Source organism: uncultured Dokdonia sp. (assembly GCF_947496725.1).
Classification (GTDB): Bacteria; Bacteroidota; Bacteroidia; order Flavobacteriales; family Flavobacteriaceae; genus Dokdonia.
In genome coordinates, this window is the sequence record NZ_CANMDS010000001.1 from 282,042 (window position 1) to 301,515 (window position 19,474).

Below are 19,474 nucleotides of genomic sequence, written 5' to 3' on the forward strand. Positions count from 1 at the left end.
TCTCAACACCCCATAATTACTAGTACTCACGAGCGAGGGGTAAATGCCCTTTAATAAAGAAGGGTTATTGAGATTAAGATAATTCTTACATCTAAAGGTCTAGTTTTCAATCTATATATCAATAAGTTACAAGTTAAAAACTACGTACCCGATAGCAAGGTTTTAATAGATTTAAAAATAGTAGGTGTTAAGGGGTACGCTTTCGCGAAAGCGTAATCACAAAATGAATAATCTGTATAATTTGAAGTAAATACTCTTAATAATGTAACGAAAAAAGCACCGCTAGGGCGGTGCTTTATCCATTCATATAATTACTATGAAATAATTATGTTATCGGGTACGGAGATACTAAGTGTATACTACGCATACCCACGCAGCATACAATTAAAGGTTATTAAAATCCTGCCTGCAGTGTTACAGAACCGTTACCTACACCTACCTGAGTAGTTGAAGCAGTGTTACCTGTTCCCGCTTGTCCAGTAATCTGTAAGTTAAGAACTCCCGTCTGACTAACAGTAGAAGTGTTACCCATACCTAACTGCCCAACTAGTGAAGCGTTTGCACTCCCGTTTTGTGTTACTGTAGATGTATTGTTCATACCATCTTGTAATGTGATAGACGCATTACCAAGACCTAAAAATACTCCAGTAGATGTCTGACTAACGGTAGAAGAGTTTCCTGTACCTACTTGACCTGCATAAGAGAAGTTTACATCACCAGACTGATCTATATCTGCCAAATTTGATGTACCATCTTGTGCTACTTGAGAAAAGTTTAAGTTACCTACTTGGTCTACATTTGTAAGGTTTGCATCTCCATCTTGATCTACATCAGAAACGTTATCGTCACCAGTTTGTACAATGTACGCTTGGTTACCATCTCCCATTCTTTGTAAAACATCAGAATCATTATTATCTCCTGTTTGACTAACTGTAGCAGTATGATCATCTCTAAACTGACGTACCACTGAGTTGTTATCATCTCCGGTTTGGTTCACATCTGCAGTGTTATCATCTCCAAAACCAGCTCCCTGAATAATTCTTGAATCGTTGTTATCACCTATTTGATCAGTACTCGCAATATTATCATTTCCTCTCTGACGAGTATAAGCCATATTATTATCGGCATTGCCATCAGAAAAATCATATTGAAAAGATTGTGCAAAATTACCATTACCTTCTTGAATCACCTCAGATTCGTTAGAATCGCCTAACTGGAATGTTGCCGCGAAGTTACTATCTCCTGTTGTTGTCGTTGTTGCCAAGTTAGAATCTCCTAATTGTCTTGAAAATCCTAGGTTATTATTTCCTGTTTGGCGAATTTCTGAATCATTGTCATTACCAGGAGTACCAAATATATAGAAACCAGTAGCATCTCCTTGATCAGTTTCTGCATAGTTTCCATCCCCATTTTGGTCGGTAACAGCTCTATTTCTGTCTCCAAGTTGATTAACATCTGCTGTGTTAAAATCCCCTCTTTGACGTGTCCAAGAATAATTATTATCTCCATCTTGGGTTGTAATAGACCCATTACTATTTCCTTTTTGAATAGCTACTGCTTTGTTGCTAAAACCATTTTGATCTACACTCGCAATGTTCATATCACCATCTTGATCTACACGAGATTCATTCTCGTCTCCCATCTGGTCAACATCACTATCATTTCCATCACCTACCTGAAGTACATCACTATCATTACGATCACCTGTCTGGTTTTCTGTACTTGTGTTATCATCTCCAAATTGTACAAGAGTTGCTAAGTTTTCTTCACCTCTTTGTACTTGTGTACCCGTATTATCATCACCATCTTGATCTATAGTAGCAGTACTACCCATAGCTCCGTTTGTTAATGTAGACTGGTCTTGTGTTGCCGTGTTATCATCTCCTACTTGAAGAATTCCTGCAGTATTGTTATCATAACGTTGCTTTTGTGAAGCTGTATTACCGTTTCCTATCTGTAGTGTTCCCGCAACGTTATCTTCGGCATAACCTACACCTTGATCAATATTTGCACTGTTACCTAACCCAAACTGAGCAACCCCAGCTAGGTTACGATCTCCTAGTTGAGATATAGTAGATGTACTAGCTCCTACCTGCAGTACTCCTGCAATGTTACTATCTCCTCCAGCCGTAGGTCCAGAGTTCAATCCATCTTGTGTGATTGTAGAGGTGTTACTTCCTAATTGTAAGGTAAGTTGTCCATTTGTTGTTCCTGTCTGGCTTACTGTACTAGTATTCTGTCCAAAAGCAACAGAACAAATAGCTAGTGCAGCAGCGCTCATTAGTAATTTTTTCATAATAAAAAAGTTATTGATTAATATATAAATGGTTAATAAAAACACGTCAATATAGGCCAACAACAGAAACGTCATCATCATCAAAAATGTGAAAGCCAAAACTTGATATTACGGGGGAAAAATACTCTAAGGAGGAAATTATAATCGAGTATAGGTGCAAGTTAACTTGCTTAAAATGATTTTACACTATCACAAACACAGTTTTCGACAAAGTGTAAAATACTCATAATCAGAGCACACAGAAACCCTAGTAAAAAGGAGGTGTCACAAAAAGACAACTACCTATTACCGAATAATAAATCTAAAATAGATTTGAAAAATCTTACAGAAAACTGTAATTAATTTACAAAAAGAAGCTCTCTATATTTTGGCAAAGGCCATAAATCGTCTTCTACAAGTAATTCTAACTTATCACATTGTTTCCTTATAAGTTCAAAATAAGGCTTTACTTTATCTGCATAATCACCTGCTTTTTTCTCTAATTCAAGACCATTAGATTTTTTACGTACATCTATCATTTCTGTGATAAGTGTATTAATACTAGCGATGTGATTTGATAAGGATTTTATGATGGTTGTTTGCGCTTTCGCGAAAGCGGTATAATCATCACCATAAATATCTTTTAGGCCTCGCACATTATCTATAAGTACATTTTGATATCGTAAGGCTGTAGGGATGATATGATTACGAGCAACATCTCCAAGAACACGGCTCTCTATCTGTATACGTTTTACATACTCCTCGAGCTCTATCTCATAACGTGCCTGTATCTCTACAGTATTCATAATCTGTAATGAGTCAAAAAGCGCTACACTAGCTTTACTTACTCTAGCCTTTAGAGCCTCTACTGTTGTTCTGTTATTACTAAGCTTACGTTTTTTTGCTTCTTTTTCCCAAGAGTCACCATATCCATCACCTTCAAATCGTATATTCTTGCTGTCCTTAATATACTCTCGCAGTACGTTAAAGATGGCATCATCCTTTTTCATATCCTTGGTATCCACTAGCGTGTCTACTTCTTTCTTAAAGGCTATGAGTTGCTGGGCAACAATGGCGTTAAGAACGGTCATAGGGTTTGCACAGTTTGCAGTAGCTCCTACTGCTCTAAACTCAAACTTATTACCAGTGAAGGCAAAGGGTGATGTACGGTTGCGATCAGTATTATCAAGTAAAATCTCTGGTATTTTACCTATAACATTGAGCTTAAGGTCTGTTTTTTCTTGTGGTGACAGCTTTCCATCTGTTACCTTCTCAAGTTCATCTAGTACTCTAGTAAGCTGTGATCCTATAAAGACAGAGATGATTGCTGGTGGTGCCTCGTTTGCTCCCAGTCTATAATCATTACCCGCACTAGCAATAGATGCTCGTAGTAGTGCCTCGTGCTCATAAACAGCTTTTATGGTATTTACAAAGAAGGTTAAAAACTGTAAATTCTTCATAGGTGTGCTACCTGGGCTTAATAGGTTGACACCTGTATCTGTAGCTAGCGACCAGTTATTATGTTTACCACTACCGTTTATACCATCAAAAGGCTTCTCGTGAAAGAGCACCTTAAAATGGTGACGCTGGGCGACCTTTTGCATAATATCCATAAGTAGGGCATTATGATCTACCGCAAGATTTGCCTCTTCATATACTGGAGCCATCTCAAACTGATTTGGCGCTACCTCATTATGTCTTGTTTTTACCGGTATCCCTAGCAAGAGACATTCTTGCTCTAGCTCTTTTAAGTATGCTAGCACACGAATAGGAATAGAACCAAAGTAATGATCATCCAGCTGTTGTCCTTTTGCCGCAGCGTGACCTAAAAGCGTTCTCCCTGTAAGTGTTAAGTCTGGTCTCGCAGCAGCGAGTGATGCATCTACAAGAAAAAACTCTTGCTCCCACCCTAATGTTGCAGTTACCTTATTTACATTTTTATTAAAATAGCGAGCAACATCTGTCGCGGCCTCATCTATTACATTAAGCGCTTTGAGTAGCGGAGTCTTAAAGTCAAGAGCCTCTCCAGTATAAGCTACAAAAACTGTAGGTATACAAAGTGTGTTATCATATATAAATGCAGGCGACGTAGGGTCCCAGGCGGTATAACCACGTGCTTCAAAAGTATTACGTATCCCTCCGTGAGGAAAACTTGAAGCATCTGGTTCTTGTTGTGCGAGCTGTGCGCCGTCAAATTTATCTATGACGTGACCCTCTGGTGTAACTTCAAAAAAAGCATCGTGCTTCTCTGCAGTAGCACCAGTAAGTGGTTGAAACCAGTGTGTGTAATGGGTTGCTCCTTTTTCTAGCGCCCAAGATTTCATACCTGTCGCTATAGCATCTGCAGTGATGCGATCTATATTATCACCTTTACGTATGGCCGTTTGCACACTATCAAACGTAGATTTTGACAAATACTGTCGCATAGCTTGCTCCCCAAAGACACTAGACTTATATAAAGACGATGGTCGTCCTAGTGATTCAAAAGTAACTGCAGGTCTATGTTGCACATCGTGCAGTGCTTGAAAACGTAATTTTGACATAAATATAGAATGCTGTATGATAGTGACTCTCTTGATAACAGCGCACTATCGTGTTTGATATAATCTTCTTTTGCGATAAGGAAACTCCTTATACATAGTAAAGGTGTTTATTAATTTCTTTATTTCTCACCTTATATACATTGCAAATATAAGAGATTTACAAAAAAATGTCACATTTTTTACACACCCCCTAAATTTTGAGGGGTTGTTAATAAGATGATATAATTTTTAATAAATCAACCCCATAATTGATACTGCATTTCAAAATTATTTTATCTTTGCCCTCGTTAACTAAAAACATAAATGCTATTATGAGCAAGTCAAAATTAGAATACATTTGGTTAGACGGGTATACACCGACGCAAAATATGAGAAGTAAAACTAAGGTTGTAAACGACTTTAGTGGTAAACTAGAAGACTGTCCAGTATGGTCTTTTGATGGTTCTTCTACAAAGCAAGCTTCTGGTGGAGCTTCAGACTGTCTTTTAAAGCCAGTTGCTATCTACCCAGATCCACAACGTGCAAATGGATTTTTAGTAATGACTGAGGTTTTAAGTGCAGATGGTACTCCGCACGAGTCAAACCATAGAGCAAAAATAGATGATAATGATAATGACTTCTGGTTCGGTTTTGAGCAAGAGTATTTCATTATGGATACAGAAACACAACTACCATTAGGATTCCCAATAGGTGGATACCCTGGACCACAAGGTATGTATTACTGTTCTGTAGGTGGTAAAAACACACACGGTCGTGACTTTGTAGAAGAGCACGCAGATCTTTGTATAGAAGCTGGTCTTAACTTTGAAGGAATTAACCAAGAGGTTGCTTCTGGACAGTGGGAATTCCAACTTTTTGCAAAAGGAGCAAAGAAAGCAGGAGATGAGATCTGGATTGCTCGTTACCTACTAGATCGTCTTACTGAGCAGTACGGATGGTACATAGATTATCACCCAAAACCAATAAAAGGAGACTGGAACGGTTCTGGAATGCACGCAAACTTCTCAAACACAACATTGAGAACGTGTGGATCTGAAGAGACTTACAATACAATATGTGAGGCTTTCCGTCCATTTACAAAAGAACACATCAAAGCATACGGAGCCCACAACGAACTACGTCTTACAGGAGATCACGAGACTGCATCTATAAATGACTTCTCTTACGGAGTATCAGATAGAGGAGCATCTATACGTATCCCTATTATCACTGTAGAGCAAGGATGGAAAGGATGGTTAGAAGACCGTCGTCCAGCTTCAAACGCAGATCCATACAGAGTAGCAGGTCGTATTATCGAGACTGTAAAAACAGCAAAGGTTTAATTCTGATTTAATTATATTGTGAAAAATGCTCAACTTAGGTTGGGCATTTTTTTTGCGCTTTCGCGAAAGCGTAAACACGTCTCATATAATAAAACAATTAATTTCATCATATCTATAGACAGTATTCGATGACTTAAAATTGCCTATAGAAGACAACATACATTCCTTGCAATTAAATAATTGAGAAGACTAGATATTTATTTTATAAACGAAGTCAAGAAATTAAGCCGAAAATGCAAGCGCAATAAATAAGATATAGGCACCTACAAGAAATAAGCCCTTAAAACGACCTATCTGCAATGTTTTTGGTATAAATGCTAGTGGTAAGAGTACAATAGCAAAGCCTAGCATCCAGTAAATATTAGTCCCTAAAATAGCATCATCTACAACGTTTATATCCTTTATAAGCGATGTAAAGCCTAGCACAGAGGCAATATTAAAAATATTAGAACCTATAAGATTACCTAGTGAGATCGCTTTTTCCTTTTTGAGCGCAGCGATGACAGAAGCCGCAAGTTCTGGCACACTCGTACCTATGGCAATTACTGTAACAGAGATTGCATACTCACTTATACCTACTGCTGTAGCAAGATCTTTTGCTCCAGAGACTAGCCATTCTGACCCAAAATATAGCGCAAGTGCACCTATAAATAACCATATAAATATTTTAAAATAAGAGGCTTGTCCTAGCCCCTCATCTACACCATCTGCATCTTCTTCTTCTCTACTTTTACGAGCGCGACGTATCAAGAAAAACAAGTACACACCCAGCGCCGCAAGTAGACCACCACCCTCTACTGCTGTAAGCTTACCATCGTTAGAAAGTAAGAAGTAAAGTGCAAGTGAGAATAGTACCATCACCGGCCAGTTAAATCTGTAAAAGTCTCGGTCTATGGCCAGGGCAGATATTACTGCCGTTATACCTAACACAAGCCCTATGTTTGCAATATTAGACCCTATTACATTACCAAGTGCAATGTCTGAGCTCCCATCTAGCGCTGCCTGCACGCTTACCAGTAGTTCTGGAGCAGAGGTTGCAAAAGATACAACTGTAAGTCCTATCACCATTTTAGACAGGTTGAGTTTAAAAGATAACCCCACAGATGCTCGTACCAAAAACTCCCCTCCTACTACTAACAGTACTAATCCAACTAGGATAAAAAATATGCTCATATAATGTTTTTTATTACGGCGAAGATAATAATTATACTCGCTCAGTATGCTGTCATTTATAAGTAGGTGATGTGGTATTATTGTTACGCTTTCGCGAAAGCGTAAAAAAGAAACTTTAATAGAATTCTCTATTTATAGACATTTTCTAAAACAGCTTAAGATGTCTTAAAAATATGTTGTTCATAAAGTAGAATTTGGTACATTTAATATATCATATGGAGTTAACCGCAGAATTTATAGAAGCAGAAAATAAAGAGCTGACAAGACAGTACAAAAAGCTCTTGCGCATAAGTTATCAAACCTTGACCGATGAGGACAAGAAGATGATAAGAAAAGCGTTTGAGGTTGCGGTAGATGCGCATAAATCGCAACGTCGCAAGTCTGGGGAGGCTTACATCTTCCACCCTCTTGCTGTGGCTCAAATAGTTGCAAGTGAGATAGGACTTGATGCTACCTCTATAGCGAGTGCATTACTACACGATGTGGTAGAAGACACAGAGTATACCCTTGCAGATCTTGAACAAATGTTTGGCGAGACGGTTGCCCGTATAGTAGATGGACTTACAAAAATATCAAGTCTAAAAAAGGACAGAGACGTATCGCTGCAAGCAGAAAACTTTAGAAAAATGCTCCTCACTATTAATGATGACCCACGTGTGATCATCATTAAGATAGCAGATAGATTGCACAATATGCAAACTATGGATGCTATGCGTGCAGATAAGCAGTCTAAAATTGCCAGCGAGACACTCTACATCTACGCTCCACTTGCTCACAGAATGGGCTTGTACAACATTAAGACTGAACTAGAAGATCTTAGCCTTAAATATACAGAGCCAGATGTATATAAAGATATCTCTAGTAAGATTACAGAGAGTAAAGCCCAGCAAGATCAATATATAAAGGACTTTAAGAAGGTAATAGAAGACTCACTAGATGAAGAAGGACTTACTTATGAGATAAAAGGTAGACCAAAATCTATATACAGCATACGACGCAAAATTCTTGCTCAGGGTGTCACCTTTGACGAGGTGTATGACAAGTTTGCCATACGTATCATCTATAAAAGTGATAAGGCAAATGAAAAATTCCTCGCCTGGAAAATTTATTCTATCGTAACAGATCACTTTAGACCTAACCCTACGAGACTACGCGACTGGATTTCTTCACCAAAATCTACGGGATATGAGGCCTTACACATTACTGTAATGGGGCTTAAAGGCAGATGGGTTGAAGTACAGATACGCTCTGACCGTATGAATGAAATTGCCGAAAAAGGATATGCGGCTCACTATAAATACAAGGAAGGTAAAGAAGGAGAATCTAGCCTTGATGAGTGGATAAACAGACTACAAGAAGCACTAGAAAATCCAGACCAGAATGCGGTAGACTTTGTAGAAAACTTTAAACTCAACTTATATAATAAAGAGATATTTGTCTTTACACCTCAGGGAGAGCTTAAATCGCTACCTAAGGGTGCAACACCGCTTGATTTTGCATTTAGCGTGCATACGGAGGTTGGTTTGCATACGCGTGGCTCTAGAGTAAATGGTAAACTTGTACCTCTTAGCCACACGCTCAAAAGTGGTGATCAAGTTGAGATTATCACCTCTGAGTCTGCACACCCTACAAATAACTGGTTAGACTATGCGACTACAGCACGTGCAAGAGCCAAAATAAAATCTTCACTCAAAGACGAGAAAAAAGAACTAGCAGATGATGGTAAGGCAATACTCGCCAGAAAACTGAAATCGCAGAAAATACCGCTTAATGAAAAAACGATAAACGAGCTTGTATCTTATTTTAAACTCAACACAAGCTTAGACCTCTTTTACCGTGTGGGTAATGGAACGATTGATAATAAAATGATAAAGGAATTTGCCGCACAACGCAGCAATGCCTTAATGAGTTTTATTAAAAGTAAGATTAGAAAACCTAACAGTCCGCCAGATATACATAAGGACGAGATTACAAATAATTTTGACTCCCTTGTTTTTGGTCCTGAAGATCAAAAGCTAGATTACACCTTTGCAAAATGTTGTAGCCCTATACCGGGTGATGCTGTTTTTGGGTTTACAACCATAAAAGACGGTATAAAAGTTCACAAAAATAATTGCCCTAATGCCATTGCTATGCGTAGCAACTACGCCTACAGAATTATTAAAGCAAAGTGGGTAGATTCCTCAGACACAGGATATCAAACAGACATTAAACTTACAGGAATTGATAACTTAGGTCTTGTAAACACGGTAACAGCAGAGATATCAAACCATCTTAATGTAGATATAAAAGGACTGAGTTTTACCACTCAAGGAGGGATTTTTAAAGGCAACATAACCGTTGTGGTAAGAAACAATGCATTGTTGAAAACCTTAATAGAAAATCTCAAAAAAATAGATGGTATCGACCAAGTGACTCGAGTTTAAATCCGTAAATTCGTCCTTTATTATAAACGATGCCACTAAAAGCTACTATCAATAAGGATCAAGACGTTGTAAAAGGCGTTTTTACAGCCTATCTAGAAGAAAAAGGCCACCGCAAGACGCCAGAGCGCTTTGCTATACTACACGAAATATACAGCAATGAAGAGCACTTTGATATAGAAGCGCTTTACATTAGTATGAAAAATAAGAACTATCGTGTAAGCCGTGCAACACTATACAACACAATAGAACTTTTATTAGAATGTGGACTCGTGCGTAAGCACCAGTTTGGTAACAACCAAGCGCAGTATGAGAAATCATATTTTGACAAGCAGCACGATCACGTAATTCTTACAGATACTGGAGAGGTTATAGAATTTTGTGACCCCCGCATACAGTCTATAAAAAAAACCATAGAAGAGGTTTTTGATATTACTATAGACAAGCACTCCCTATACTTTTACGGAAAGAAAAACACGACTAACTAATATAACAATGGCAGTAGATTTACTACTAGGCCTCCAATGGGGCGACGAAGGAAAAGGAAAAATTGTAGATGTCCTTACAAAAGACTACGATATCATTGCACGTTTTCAAGGAGGACCTAACGCTGGTCACACACTTGAGTTTGATGGTATAAAACACGTACTACATACGATTCCTTCTGGAATTTTTCACGACAATGCTATGAATGTCATAGGTAATGGTGTGGTGATAGATCCAGTGATTTTTAAGAAAGAGCTACAAAACTTAGACAAGTTTGAAGGTCTTGACTATAAAGCAAAAATGGTAATCTCGCGTAAAGCTCACCTTATACTTCCTACCCACCGCTTACTTGATGCTGCCTCTGAAGCTTCAAAAGGAAAAGCAAAAATAGGATCTACTCTTAAAGGAATAGGACCTACTTATATGGATAAAACAGGTCGTAACGGTATACGTGTAGGTGATCTAGAGCTTGCAGACTGGAAAGATCGTTATGCAACTCTTAGAGATAAGCATATCTCTATGATAGACTTTTATGATGCAAAAATTGAGTACGACCTAGAAGAACTAGAATCAGAATTTTTTGCAGCAATAAAGACGCTTAAGACCTTACAATTTATAGACTCAGAAGAGTACCTATACCAAGCTCAAAAAGGCGGTAAATCTATACTTGCAGAGGGAGCACAAGGATCACTTCTAGATATTGATTTTGGCACGTATCCTTTTGTAACTTCTTCAAACACGACTGCGGCTGGTGCTTGTACTGGTCTTGGAGTTCCTCCTAATCAAATAGGTGAAGTATTTGGGATATTTAAAGCATACACAACACGTGTAGGCTCTGGACCATTTCCTACAGAACTTTTTGATGAGGATGGTGAGACTATGGGACGTGTAGGTAACGAGTTTGGAGCAACTACGGGTAGAGCGCGTCGTTGTGGATGGCTCGATCTAGTAGCACTCAAGTATGCTGTGCGCGTTAATGGTGTAACACAACTTATGATGATGAAGGGTGATGTACTTTCTGGTTTTAAAACCTTAAAAGTATGTACGGCTTATAAATATAAAGGAGAGACTATTGAGCACCTTCCATATAACATAGAGCCAGAAAACGTAGAAGTTGTATATAAAGATATGCCAGGATGGTCTGAAGACCTTACAGGTATGACTAAGGCAGAGCAACTACCTAAAGAGCTTAACGACTACATAGACTATCTAGAAAAAGAGCTAGAGACTCCTATCAAGATAGTATCTGTAGGTCCAGATAGAACACAAACTATCCTTAGATAGTAAGTATCTACAATACGTAAAGAGCCTTCAGACACAAGTCTGAAGGCTCTTTTTATATATAGACACATCGCTACATACGCTTTGGCATATAGCAACGTTTTAGTGTTTACAAACTATATTTTGATAATGCGCTAACGGTTAAGGCTAGCAATTTGATTATTTTTGAAATTAATGAACTACAAGTACTACATCTTACTAGCTGGGATTATATTTTTTTCCGCTTTCGCGAAAGCGCAAGAACAACCCTCAAAGCTCATCTATATAGAATCTCCCATAGAGCGTATAAATGAAGAGGAGTTTCCTGGAGCAATCCTTTTACAGAAAAACAATAACGAGCAAGTTTACATAGAGCACGAAGGTGCAGAGATGTGGTGTGATCTTGCCTTTTTTTACAAAGAAGAAAACTTTGTAAAAGCTTACCGAAATGTAAGACTCAAACAAGGCGACTCTGTCTCTATGCGTAGTAAATACATCGAGTATAATGGTAAAACAAAGTTTGCCTATGCCGCTGGTGACGTATTTCTAAAAAAGGATACGACCACCGTCACTACAGATACAATGTATTTTAACCGTACCACACAGCAGGCTTATTACAGAACTGGTGGTGTTGTAACCTCTCCTAATAGTAAGATTACAAGCCGTGTGGGGCGTTATTATATAGAGCAAGATAAAATCTCATTTATAAGTGATGTGGTGGTAAAAAACCCTGAGTACACTATAAACAGTGAGCAATTAGATTTTTATAGTGTGCCAGAACACGCTTATCTATACGGCCCAACAACGATTACAAGTAAGACTTCTAAGGTGTATTGTGAACGTGGGTTTTATGATACCGCAAATGATTATGGCTATTTTGTAAAAAATTCTCGTATAGATTATGATAACAGGCAAGTGTATGGGGATAGTCTTTATTTTGATAGAAATCGCAATTTTGCAAGCGCTACTAATAATATAAAAGTACTTGACACCCTTAATAGAAGTCTAGTAAAAGGGCATTATGCAGAGGTTTATAGAGCAAAAGACTCCGTACTTATAACGCAAAGAGCCGTTGCTATTACTGTAGAAGATAATGACTCTGTATATGTACACGGAGATAAATTAATGCTAACTGGTAAGCCAGAGAATCGTATAATGCGTGCTTATAAAAACGTAAAGCTCTACAAGAGTAATATGAGTGGTAAGAGTGACTCACTACACAGTAACCAGCGCACAGGTCTTACACAGATGATATACAAGCCCATTTTATGGAGTGAAGAAAGCCAGATCACGGGTGATAGCATACACCTCATAAGCAATACAGAGACAGAAAAAATAGATTCGCTCAAAGTTTTTAATAATGCTTTTATCGCTCAAAAGGATACCATCTCTGGGTTTAACCAGATTAAGGGTCAAAAGCTGTATGGTTTTTTTGATGATAATAATGCGCTTAAGCAAGTAAACATTATAAACAATGCCGAGACCATAATGTATATGCGAGAAGATAATGGAGATCTCACCGGCATAGATAGGGGCAAATCTGCAAGAATAGAGATTACATTTTTTGAGAACACTATAGATGAGATTAATAAAATAAAGAGCCCTGGAGGTAATATTTTTCCTGAGTCTCAATTTCTAGAGGAGCCACAAACCTTTGAAGGGTTTAACTGGCGTGGTGATGAGCGACTACTAAGCAAAGAAGATATTTTTAAAGGTGAGGCACCTTTTACACTTACAAAAATACAGGGAATACCTCTTCCAGAAATAGATGAAGGTTTCTTCAGCACACCAGATGATGGTGAGAAACCTCCACTTTCAGAAAACTCAGATATAAGTGAGGGCACGTTACAAAATAGAGAAGAAAATAAACCACAATACGGTACTGAATCTTCTGATGATGAAAGCACAAAACAAAGAGAGTCATTAATTGAACGTAATGAAAAAGCCGCTCAACAGAGAGCTACTGCACCTACATCAATCCCCACTAAACCAAAAGTAATCCCAGTTATTAAAAAAAGTGGAAATAACTAAGGATACTTATAAATATCATATTCTTAATAAAAATAGATTTTACAAGATATTTGTTATAAATAAGGGTGATAAAATGCCTAAAACGAGCATTTTGACCTAATTTTCAAGTGCTTGGACGAAAAAATTTCTTTTTTAGATCTTACTCGCATACCTTGTTAGTATAAAGGTATGATTATGGGAAGATTATTACTTACACTCCTTCTTACTGCACACATTACACTATCGGCTCAAAACTCTCAACTGTTTTTTTCTGATGTGCTAGACACGCACCTACCTGCCTATCTTTTACAAGCTGAAGACGCTATTAGAAATTTAGAACAAGATAAAGTCAAAGTACTTTTTGATAATCTTGTCGAAGATAAAATCACAGGGTCTCTAATGGACAATTTTACGGTGACTAAACTTTCTAAAAAAGCGGTAGCACTTAATGAGTATACAAAACCAGTAATGCTACTCACCTACTCTAGCTGGCGTATAAATTGTAAAGGAGAACAAGCGGCTCTTAATGAACTAGCAGCCCAGTATGGAGATGACGTATCTATTATATTACTGCACTGGGGAAACAATAAGGAAGTAAAAAAACTAGCAAAAGGATATCATCGTAATATTGATGTGCTTTACGTAGATGACTCAGATAACAAGTACACACAGATTATTAAAAATCTTAAGCACTCCTTAGGTCTACCTCTTGCTTATACCATAACATCAGACAAGACAATTATTAATATAAAAAGAAGACTCTCAAATAAAATGGCAAAAGATGAAAAAGATGCCGCCCTTGAGAATTATGATCTTTATAAAAATTTACTCACAGAGCTTCTTTTTAAACAAGAAACATTGAGCGAGGCCCCCATCGTGATAAACAAATAATACCTTCATTATATCTTGAATAATAGAAAAAGCCTGACAGTAATACTTCTGTCAGGCTTTTCATTTACAACGATGTGTTGTTACATTATTATCTTCCTAAAGAGTATGCTCCTTGTTTAGGTATCTCTATATAATATTTCTTTCTTGAGCTGTTATTGAGCTTAGGCTCTCTCAACCAAGGGTTATGTATTTTTAAAATCTTATAATTAATCCCAAAACGCTCAGCAAATTTTACAAAATCTGTAACTGCTGTATCAACTTCTACCTTGTATGTAGGTACAGCGGTATACAAGTCTTCTGTTCTATAATTAAATCCATACTTTTTTGGGTTATTAAGAATCTCTTTAAGCGCGATAATTCTAAAGACATATCTCCCAGTCTCTTCACCTAGAAGTAGGTCATAATAATCATTTACATTTTGCTCTTCAAAGCGACGTGAGACACCATAGTTACCTGCATTATATGCAGCAGCAGCAGCCGTCCAGTTTCCAAAACGTTCTTTAGATTTCTTTAAGTACTGGCAAGCAGCCCTTGTAGACTTCTCTATGTGGTAACGCTCATCTACATTGCTGTTTACTTCTAGACCGTACTCTTTACCCGTTTCTTTCATAATTTGCCAGAAACCTGTGGCTCTTGCAGGTGATACCGCCTGTGTAAGACCACTCTCAATAACGGCAAGGTATTTAAGATCATCTGGCACGCCCTCTTCTGCAAGTATGGGCTCTATGATGGGAAAGTATTTATGCGCTCTTTTAAAAAGTAATAACGCATTAGACTGCCAGTAGGTATTTACCAGAAGTTCGCGATCCATACGTTCCTTAATATCTGGATTTTGTACAGGCACTTCCTCTCCAGCAAAGTTGAGTCCATCTGGCATAGGGATGGCATATACATTATAGTCATTTATAAGCTTTTCGGTTTGTACTTTTTCATCTTGCACGGGTACTTGTTCTTCCTCTTGCTCTTGTGGAGCCTTTGCAGAGTTTATAACAAGACCGGCAACTGCGACTATCGCCACACCTGCAAAAATTTTCTTCATCATTATCATAGTCTTTTCAATTTTAAATCAATTTACTCATTTCCAATGAGTTTTGGCAAATGTTCATTAAACCATTTTGCTCGAGTTATCACCATTATATGTGTTCCATCTTGAACCTCTATACAGTTTTTTATATACTTGACTGGAAACACCTTATCTGCCGTACCGTGTATATGTATCGCATTTTCTGTAGGGGTTTCTTGATCCCAGCACACCATTTCTTTTACCGCCCACTTCATATATCTTCTATCATTCATAGATAGATATTTCTGGTACAAATCTACGCGGTTTTTTATGGTTTCTCCAAAGGCATATTTTGCAAGTTTATCAACATCTTCTATAAGACTGGCTGGAAGTGCTTTGTAGAGTTTTAGCTTTCGCGAAAGCTTCATTCTCCTGGGTAATTCATACTTACTTTTTACAGTGCTTACTAGTATGAGCTTGCGTACCTTGATATGCTTTGCCATCTCTTGTACGAGCACACCACCAAAGCTCACACCTAGCAACACAATATCATCGTGCTTTATAAACTGTGTCATACGTAGGGCATACTGTGACAGTGACTCGCCAGGTTCTGGCAGCTGCCACTCTAGTAAGTGCGTAGTGTAAGAAGCACTCGGTAAGCTTATGTTTTCAAATATAGAAGGATTTGCAGCCATACCAGGCATCAAATACACGTGTATCATCTTACTTAGGAATAAGGGTTTAACATAGAAGCTGTGGCCTATTTCGGGAATTTTTTGTAAATTTGCAACACTTTCTTATTAAGAAATTCATATGTTTTAAAAATATTCTCAAATACTAGCGTTTACAGCGCATAAAACTAAAGAGTGATTTCTTATTACGTGTTAATTATATTACAAATACTAAATATTTTTCAAAATTTATGGAGGCTACAACAGCAATTGAATTGACAGACAATGAGTTTCTAAGACAATTCGAAACTACCTTTGACGGAAAGCTTGCAAAAATGGAATATTCCTTACAAGAACGTAAGATCTTCCTCACTAAAATATTTATGCCAGAAGGCACAGAAGACCATATGAACGAGTTTATAGTTGCCGTTTTTAAGGAAGTAGCAGATAGAGAGATTAACCTCGTCCCTACAAGCCCAGAAATTGCAAAATTTATGCGCTCTAACCGCCGTAAGTACAAAAAGCTACTACCAGTAGGTATTAACATATAAATTGCTCTCAAAGCAATCTAAAACCACTCTATCGAGTGGTTTTTTTTATGTCTTATTACTAACAAGATTCTACAAGCTTTTCTACTTTTATCACCTATGGAAGAAAATAGTATAACCTACACGCATACTAATACGTATACCACACTTAATGATGTAACCTCACAGACTAAAAATGTATGGGTAGCACTACACGGTATGGGGTATTTATCAAAATATTTTATCAAGTACTTTAAGGCTCTAGATACTACCGAAAATTATATCATAGCACCACAGGCGCCTAGTAAGTACTATCAAGATAAACGTTTTAAATACATAGGTGCAAGCTGGCTCACTAGAGAAAATATAGAAACCGAGAAAGAAAATCTCTTTGCCTATCTAGATGCAATGTGGAGCAAAGAACTTGAGAAAATAGGAAATCAAGAAGTACGCTTTATCTTTATGGGTTACTCGCAAGGAGTCTCTATACTCACCCGCTGGATGGCACACAGAGCGCTATCTTGTGATTATCTACTGCTACACTCTGGTGCGATACCTCAAGAACTCGAAGCAACAGACTTTAATTATTTACCACAAAGCACTACAGTTACTTATCTCTATGGAGATGAGGATGAGTACATCACAGAAGCCCGTAAGACAGAGCAACAGCTCAAAGGTTCGGCGTTGTTTGGAGAAAGGTTAAATGTGCAGGTGTTTAAAGGAAAGCACGAGGTGCACGTTCCGTTTATAAATGAGATAAGTACTCAACTTATGTAAGTACTGGTTATGAGTACGCTTTCGCGAAAGCGTAAACCCAAAAAAAAAGCAACATAGACTGTTGCTTTTTTTATGAATGATTATATCTCTAGTAACCTGTTATCTCAAACTCACTACGCCTGTTGAGCTGGTGTTCCTCTTCTGTACATCGTCCAGCTGGACAATATACTACTGGCTGGCTGTTACCATAACCTTGATACTGTATGCGAGTAGGGTCTATTCCTTTTTCTACAAGATAATCAAAGGTAGCTTTTGCTCTGTTTTGTGATAACGGAACATTATATGCCTCTGGCCCACGACTATCTGTATGAGATTGTATTTTCATTTTGATACGTTTATACTTTATAAGCTTTGCAGCAAGCTCATCGAGTACAACTTGAGAATCTTCTCTTATACTGTATAAATCAAAATCAAAGTAAATAGGAGCTACATCTATAAATAGCTTACCTTCTTTTTCTACCACTTGTGGCGACTGTGTGTCTGTGAGTAACTCAAAGCGACTAGGGTCCTTATCTTTAAGATCTTTTGCAAGATTCTTTTGTTTCATCATCGTGAGTTCGGACTCGGTAAATATGCGATTTACTTTAATCACATAAGGAGCTTCTTGCACGCCTCTTATCTGGAAGTCTAAGCTACCTTGCTCGTGGTTATCTCCAGAACCTATAAATGTATAATCATCTACAGTAAGTGGCACGGTAAAAGTGTCCGTAGCGGCTTGTGTCTTGCTGTAAATTTCTTTTCCTTGATATCCTATAATCTTTATAGTTGCATCACTTATTAACTCATTTGTCACAGCATCTCTTATTTCAAATCGTGAGTTAAACTTTCTAGTAATAAGCTCACCTGTCTGGACAAAACTATAAATATCATCATCTTTTCCACTTCTGCTTGTTGCAAAAAGACCTTCGTTTTGAGAGTAGTATGTGAGACTAAAGTCATCATAAGACGAGTTTACAGGTGCACCTAGATTAATAGGTTCTGTAAACCCTTTTACGGTAAGTGGGGCTACAAAGATGTCTAATAATCCTAGTCCTAATCTTCCGTCTGTAGCAAAGTATAAGTCCCCACTGTCTGACACATAAGGAAATTGCTCTCTGTGAACTGTATTTATAGTAGGTCCTAAATTTACGGGTGTACCATAAGAGCCATCAAGGTGTACCGTGACATAATAAATATCATAACCACCTAGACCGCCATCCATATCTGAAGCAAAGTAAAGACGCTTACCATCTTTAGAAAGTGTAGGGTGCATATATGAAAATTCCTCCTTTACAAAAGGTAATCGCTCTGCCTCTCTCCAAACCTCATCTATGCGCACACTTTTATATAAGTGAACACGGTTAGTCCCTTCTTCATCAAAAATTCTTTTTGAATCACTTTTTTCATAAGCGCTACGTGAGATGTACATCTCATCACCTGCAGCGTTAAAGCTTATGTTACCATCGTGCAATGAAGAATTTACACCTTGACCCAAACGAACGGCTTCACCAGCTAGTTCATTTTTATCATTAACTCGTACTCCATAAATATCGAGAAATGGTCTTTGCGTAGACTTAAAACGTTTTGCAAATAAAGTTCTAAAAACCTCATCATTGAGACGGTCTGAGGTAAAGAATACACTATCACCTACACGTACAGGTCCAAAATCATCTGCCTCTGAGCTTATGTTACTCTTTGTAGCATCAAATTTAGGATTACTGCTAGATAAGGCTTTGACTGTTTCTAGCGCTTTAGTTTTATCAAAATCTTCTCCTTTGTTTTTATAATAAGCTTCAAGATAGTTTAATGCCTCTGCGCCCTCACCGGTGACCGTTAGTGCGTGGTACATTTTAAAATTAAATTCATTATCAAACGCTCTATCTTGATCATTAAAACGCTCATTTACAAGTTGATTAAGATATAAGGCTGCACTTTTATAATCTTGACCTAAGTAGTATGCATCTATTACTTTACTTAAGTTTTCTTTAGAGTTATTATCCTTAAGTGCTTGCTCATAATAATGTGCAGCACCTATATAATCTCCTCTCTTAAAGAACCGATCTCCTTTTTTAGATTGTGCAATGACTGTTGTACTCAGGCACAGTATTGCTAGTAGTAGGTATATATTTTTCAT

General features: G+C 37.7%; 14 protein-coding genes. 8 read left to right on the forward strand and 6 right to left on the reverse strand.

Annotated elements, in window-relative coordinates; genetic code table 11:
* Positions 1 to 394 precede the first annotated feature (394 nt).
* Both Q0948_RS01280 and Q0948_RS01285 read right to left on the reverse strand, forming a co-directional pair.
* Positions 395 to 2,296, reverse strand: a complete 1,902-nt coding sequence (locus Q0948_RS01280; RefSeq protein ID WP_298348296.1) for a hypothetical protein — start codon at positions 2,294 to 2,296, stop codon at positions 395 to 397.
* Positions 2,297 to 2,634: 338 nt separating this feature from the next.
* Complete coding sequence (locus Q0948_RS01285) at positions 2,635 to 4,818, reverse strand: glutamine synthetase III (RefSeq protein ID WP_298348294.1); 2,184 nt, start codon at positions 4,816 to 4,818, stop codon at positions 2,635 to 2,637.
* Between the two features lie 311 nt (positions 4,819 to 5,129).
* Between Q0948_RS01285 and Q0948_RS01290 the strand changes: the two genes are divergently transcribed.
* Positions 5,130 to 6,140 carry a glutamine synthetase beta-grasp domain-containing protein gene (locus tag Q0948_RS01290; protein WP_298348292.1) on the forward strand — a complete coding sequence of 337 codons (1,011 nt, stop codon included), beginning with the start codon at positions 5,130 to 5,132 and terminating at the stop codon, positions 6,138 to 6,140.
* A gap of 222 nt (positions 6,141 to 6,362) precedes the next feature.
* Here Q0948_RS01290 and Q0948_RS01295 read toward each other — a convergent pair whose 3' ends face one another.
* Positions 6,363 to 7,313, reverse strand: coding sequence for a calcium/sodium antiporter (locus Q0948_RS01295; RefSeq protein ID WP_298348290.1), 951 nt, complete (start codon positions 7,311 to 7,313; stop codon positions 6,363 to 6,365).
* Between the two features lie 215 nt (positions 7,314 to 7,528).
* Here Q0948_RS01295 and Q0948_RS01300 point away from each other — a divergent pair, with 215 nt between their 5' ends.
* The 5 genes from Q0948_RS01300 to Q0948_RS01320 all read left to right on the forward strand — a co-directional run bounded on the left by Q0948_RS01300 (position 7,529) and on the right by Q0948_RS01320 (position 14,383).
* The gene (locus Q0948_RS01300) at positions 7,529 to 9,739 is read left to right on the forward strand and encodes a RelA/SpoT family protein (RefSeq protein ID WP_298348288.1); all 2,211 of its coding nucleotides are present in this window, start codon (positions 7,529 to 7,531) and stop codon (positions 9,737 to 9,739) included.
* Positions 9,740 to 9,768: 29 nt separating this feature from the next.
* The gene (locus Q0948_RS01305) at positions 9,769 to 10,224 is read left to right on the forward strand and encodes a Fur family transcriptional regulator (RefSeq protein WP_021778676.1); all 456 of its coding nucleotides are present in this window, start codon (positions 9,769 to 9,771) and stop codon (positions 10,222 to 10,224) included.
* A gap of 7 nt (positions 10,225 to 10,231) precedes the next feature.
* Entirely contained in the window at positions 10,232 to 11,506 is a 1,275-nt protein-coding gene (locus Q0948_RS01310; RefSeq protein ID WP_298348285.1) for an adenylosuccinate synthase, read from the forward strand.
* A 171-nt stretch (positions 11,507 to 11,677) separates the two neighbouring features.
* A complete protein-coding gene (locus Q0948_RS01315) occupies positions 11,678 to 13,513 on the forward strand; it encodes an OstA-like protein (protein ID WP_298348283.1) in 1,836 nt (611 codons plus the stop codon).
* 174 nt (positions 13,514 to 13,687) lie between these two features.
* Entirely contained in the window at positions 13,688 to 14,383 is a 696-nt protein-coding gene (locus tag Q0948_RS01320) for a hypothetical protein (protein ID WP_298348281.1), read from the forward strand.
* 88 nt (positions 14,384 to 14,471) lie between these two features.
* On the opposite strand, the gene Q0948_RS01325 is transcribed toward Q0948_RS01320, so the two are convergent.
* A complete protein-coding gene (locus tag Q0948_RS01325) occupies positions 14,472 to 15,431 on the reverse strand; it encodes a lytic transglycosylase domain-containing protein (protein WP_298348279.1) in 960 nt (319 codons plus the stop codon).
* Between the two features lie 23 nt (positions 15,432 to 15,454).
* Entirely contained in the window at positions 15,455 to 16,108 is a 654-nt protein-coding gene (locus Q0948_RS01330; RefSeq protein ID WP_298348277.1) for an alpha/beta hydrolase, read from the reverse strand.
* A gap of 200 nt (positions 16,109 to 16,308) precedes the next feature.
* Here Q0948_RS01330 and Q0948_RS01335 point away from each other — a divergent pair, with 200 nt between their 5' ends.
* Both Q0948_RS01335 and Q0948_RS01340 read left to right on the forward strand, forming a co-directional pair.
* Positions 16,309 to 16,608, forward strand: coding sequence for an N-acetyltransferase (locus tag Q0948_RS01335; RefSeq protein ID WP_298348275.1), 300 nt, complete (start codon positions 16,309 to 16,311; stop codon positions 16,606 to 16,608).
* Positions 16,609 to 16,704: 96 nt separating this feature from the next.
* Positions 16,705 to 17,361, forward strand: a complete 657-nt coding sequence (locus Q0948_RS01340) for an esterase (protein ID WP_298348273.1) — start codon at positions 16,705 to 16,707, stop codon at positions 17,359 to 17,361.
* Between the two features lie 88 nt (positions 17,362 to 17,449).
* On the opposite strand, the gene Q0948_RS01345 is transcribed toward Q0948_RS01340, so the two are convergent.
* On the reverse strand, positions 17,450 to 19,474 hold the full coding sequence (locus Q0948_RS01345) for an OmpA family protein (protein ID WP_298348271.1): 2,025 nt from the start codon (positions 19,472 to 19,474) through the stop codon (positions 17,450 to 17,452).

Coding starts and splice junctions, on each gene's coding strand:
- Q0948_RS01300 (WP_298348288.1), top strand. CDS start 7,529: ATGGAGTTAACCGCAGAATTTATAGAAGCAGAAAATAAAGAGCTGACA.
- Q0948_RS01305 (WP_021778676.1), top strand. CDS start 9,769: ATGCCACTAAAAGCTACTATCAATAAGGATCAAGACGTTGTAAAAGGC.
- Q0948_RS01330 (WP_298348277.1), bottom strand. CDS start 16,108: ATGATACACGTGTATTTGATGCCTGGTATGGCTGCAAATCCTTCTATA.
- Q0948_RS01335 (WP_298348275.1), top strand. CDS start 16,309: ATGGAGGCTACAACAGCAATTGAATTGACAGACAATGAGTTTCTAAGA.
- Q0948_RS01310 (WP_298348285.1), top strand. CDS start 10,232: ATGGCAGTAGATTTACTACTAGGCCTCCAATGGGGCGACGAAGGAAAA.
- Q0948_RS01295 (WP_298348290.1), bottom strand. CDS start 7,313: ATGAGCATATTTTTTATCCTAGTTGGATTAGTACTGTTAGTAGTAGGA.
- Q0948_RS01280 (WP_298348296.1), bottom strand. CDS start 2,296: ATGAAAAAATTACTAATGAGCGCTGCTGCACTAGCTATTTGTTCTGTT.
- Q0948_RS01325 (WP_298348279.1), bottom strand. CDS start 15,431: ATGATAATGATGAAGAAAATTTTTGCAGGTGTGGCGATAGTCGCAGTT.
- Q0948_RS01345 (WP_298348271.1), bottom strand. CDS start 19,474: ATGAAAAATATATACCTACTACTAGCAATACTGTGCCTGAGTACAACA.
- Q0948_RS01315 (WP_298348283.1), top strand. CDS start 11,678: ATGAACTACAAGTACTACATCTTACTAGCTGGGATTATATTTTTTTCC.
- Q0948_RS01320 (WP_298348281.1), top strand. CDS start 13,688: ATGGGAAGATTATTACTTACACTCCTTCTTACTGCACACATTACACTA.
- Q0948_RS01340 (WP_298348273.1), top strand. CDS start 16,705: ATGGAAGAAAATAGTATAACCTACACGCATACTAATACGTATACCACA.
- Q0948_RS01290 (WP_298348292.1), top strand. CDS start 5,130: ATGAGCAAGTCAAAATTAGAATACATTTGGTTAGACGGGTATACACCG.
- Q0948_RS01285 (WP_298348294.1), bottom strand. CDS start 4,818: ATGTCAAAATTACGTTTTCAAGCACTGCACGATGTGCAACATAGACCT.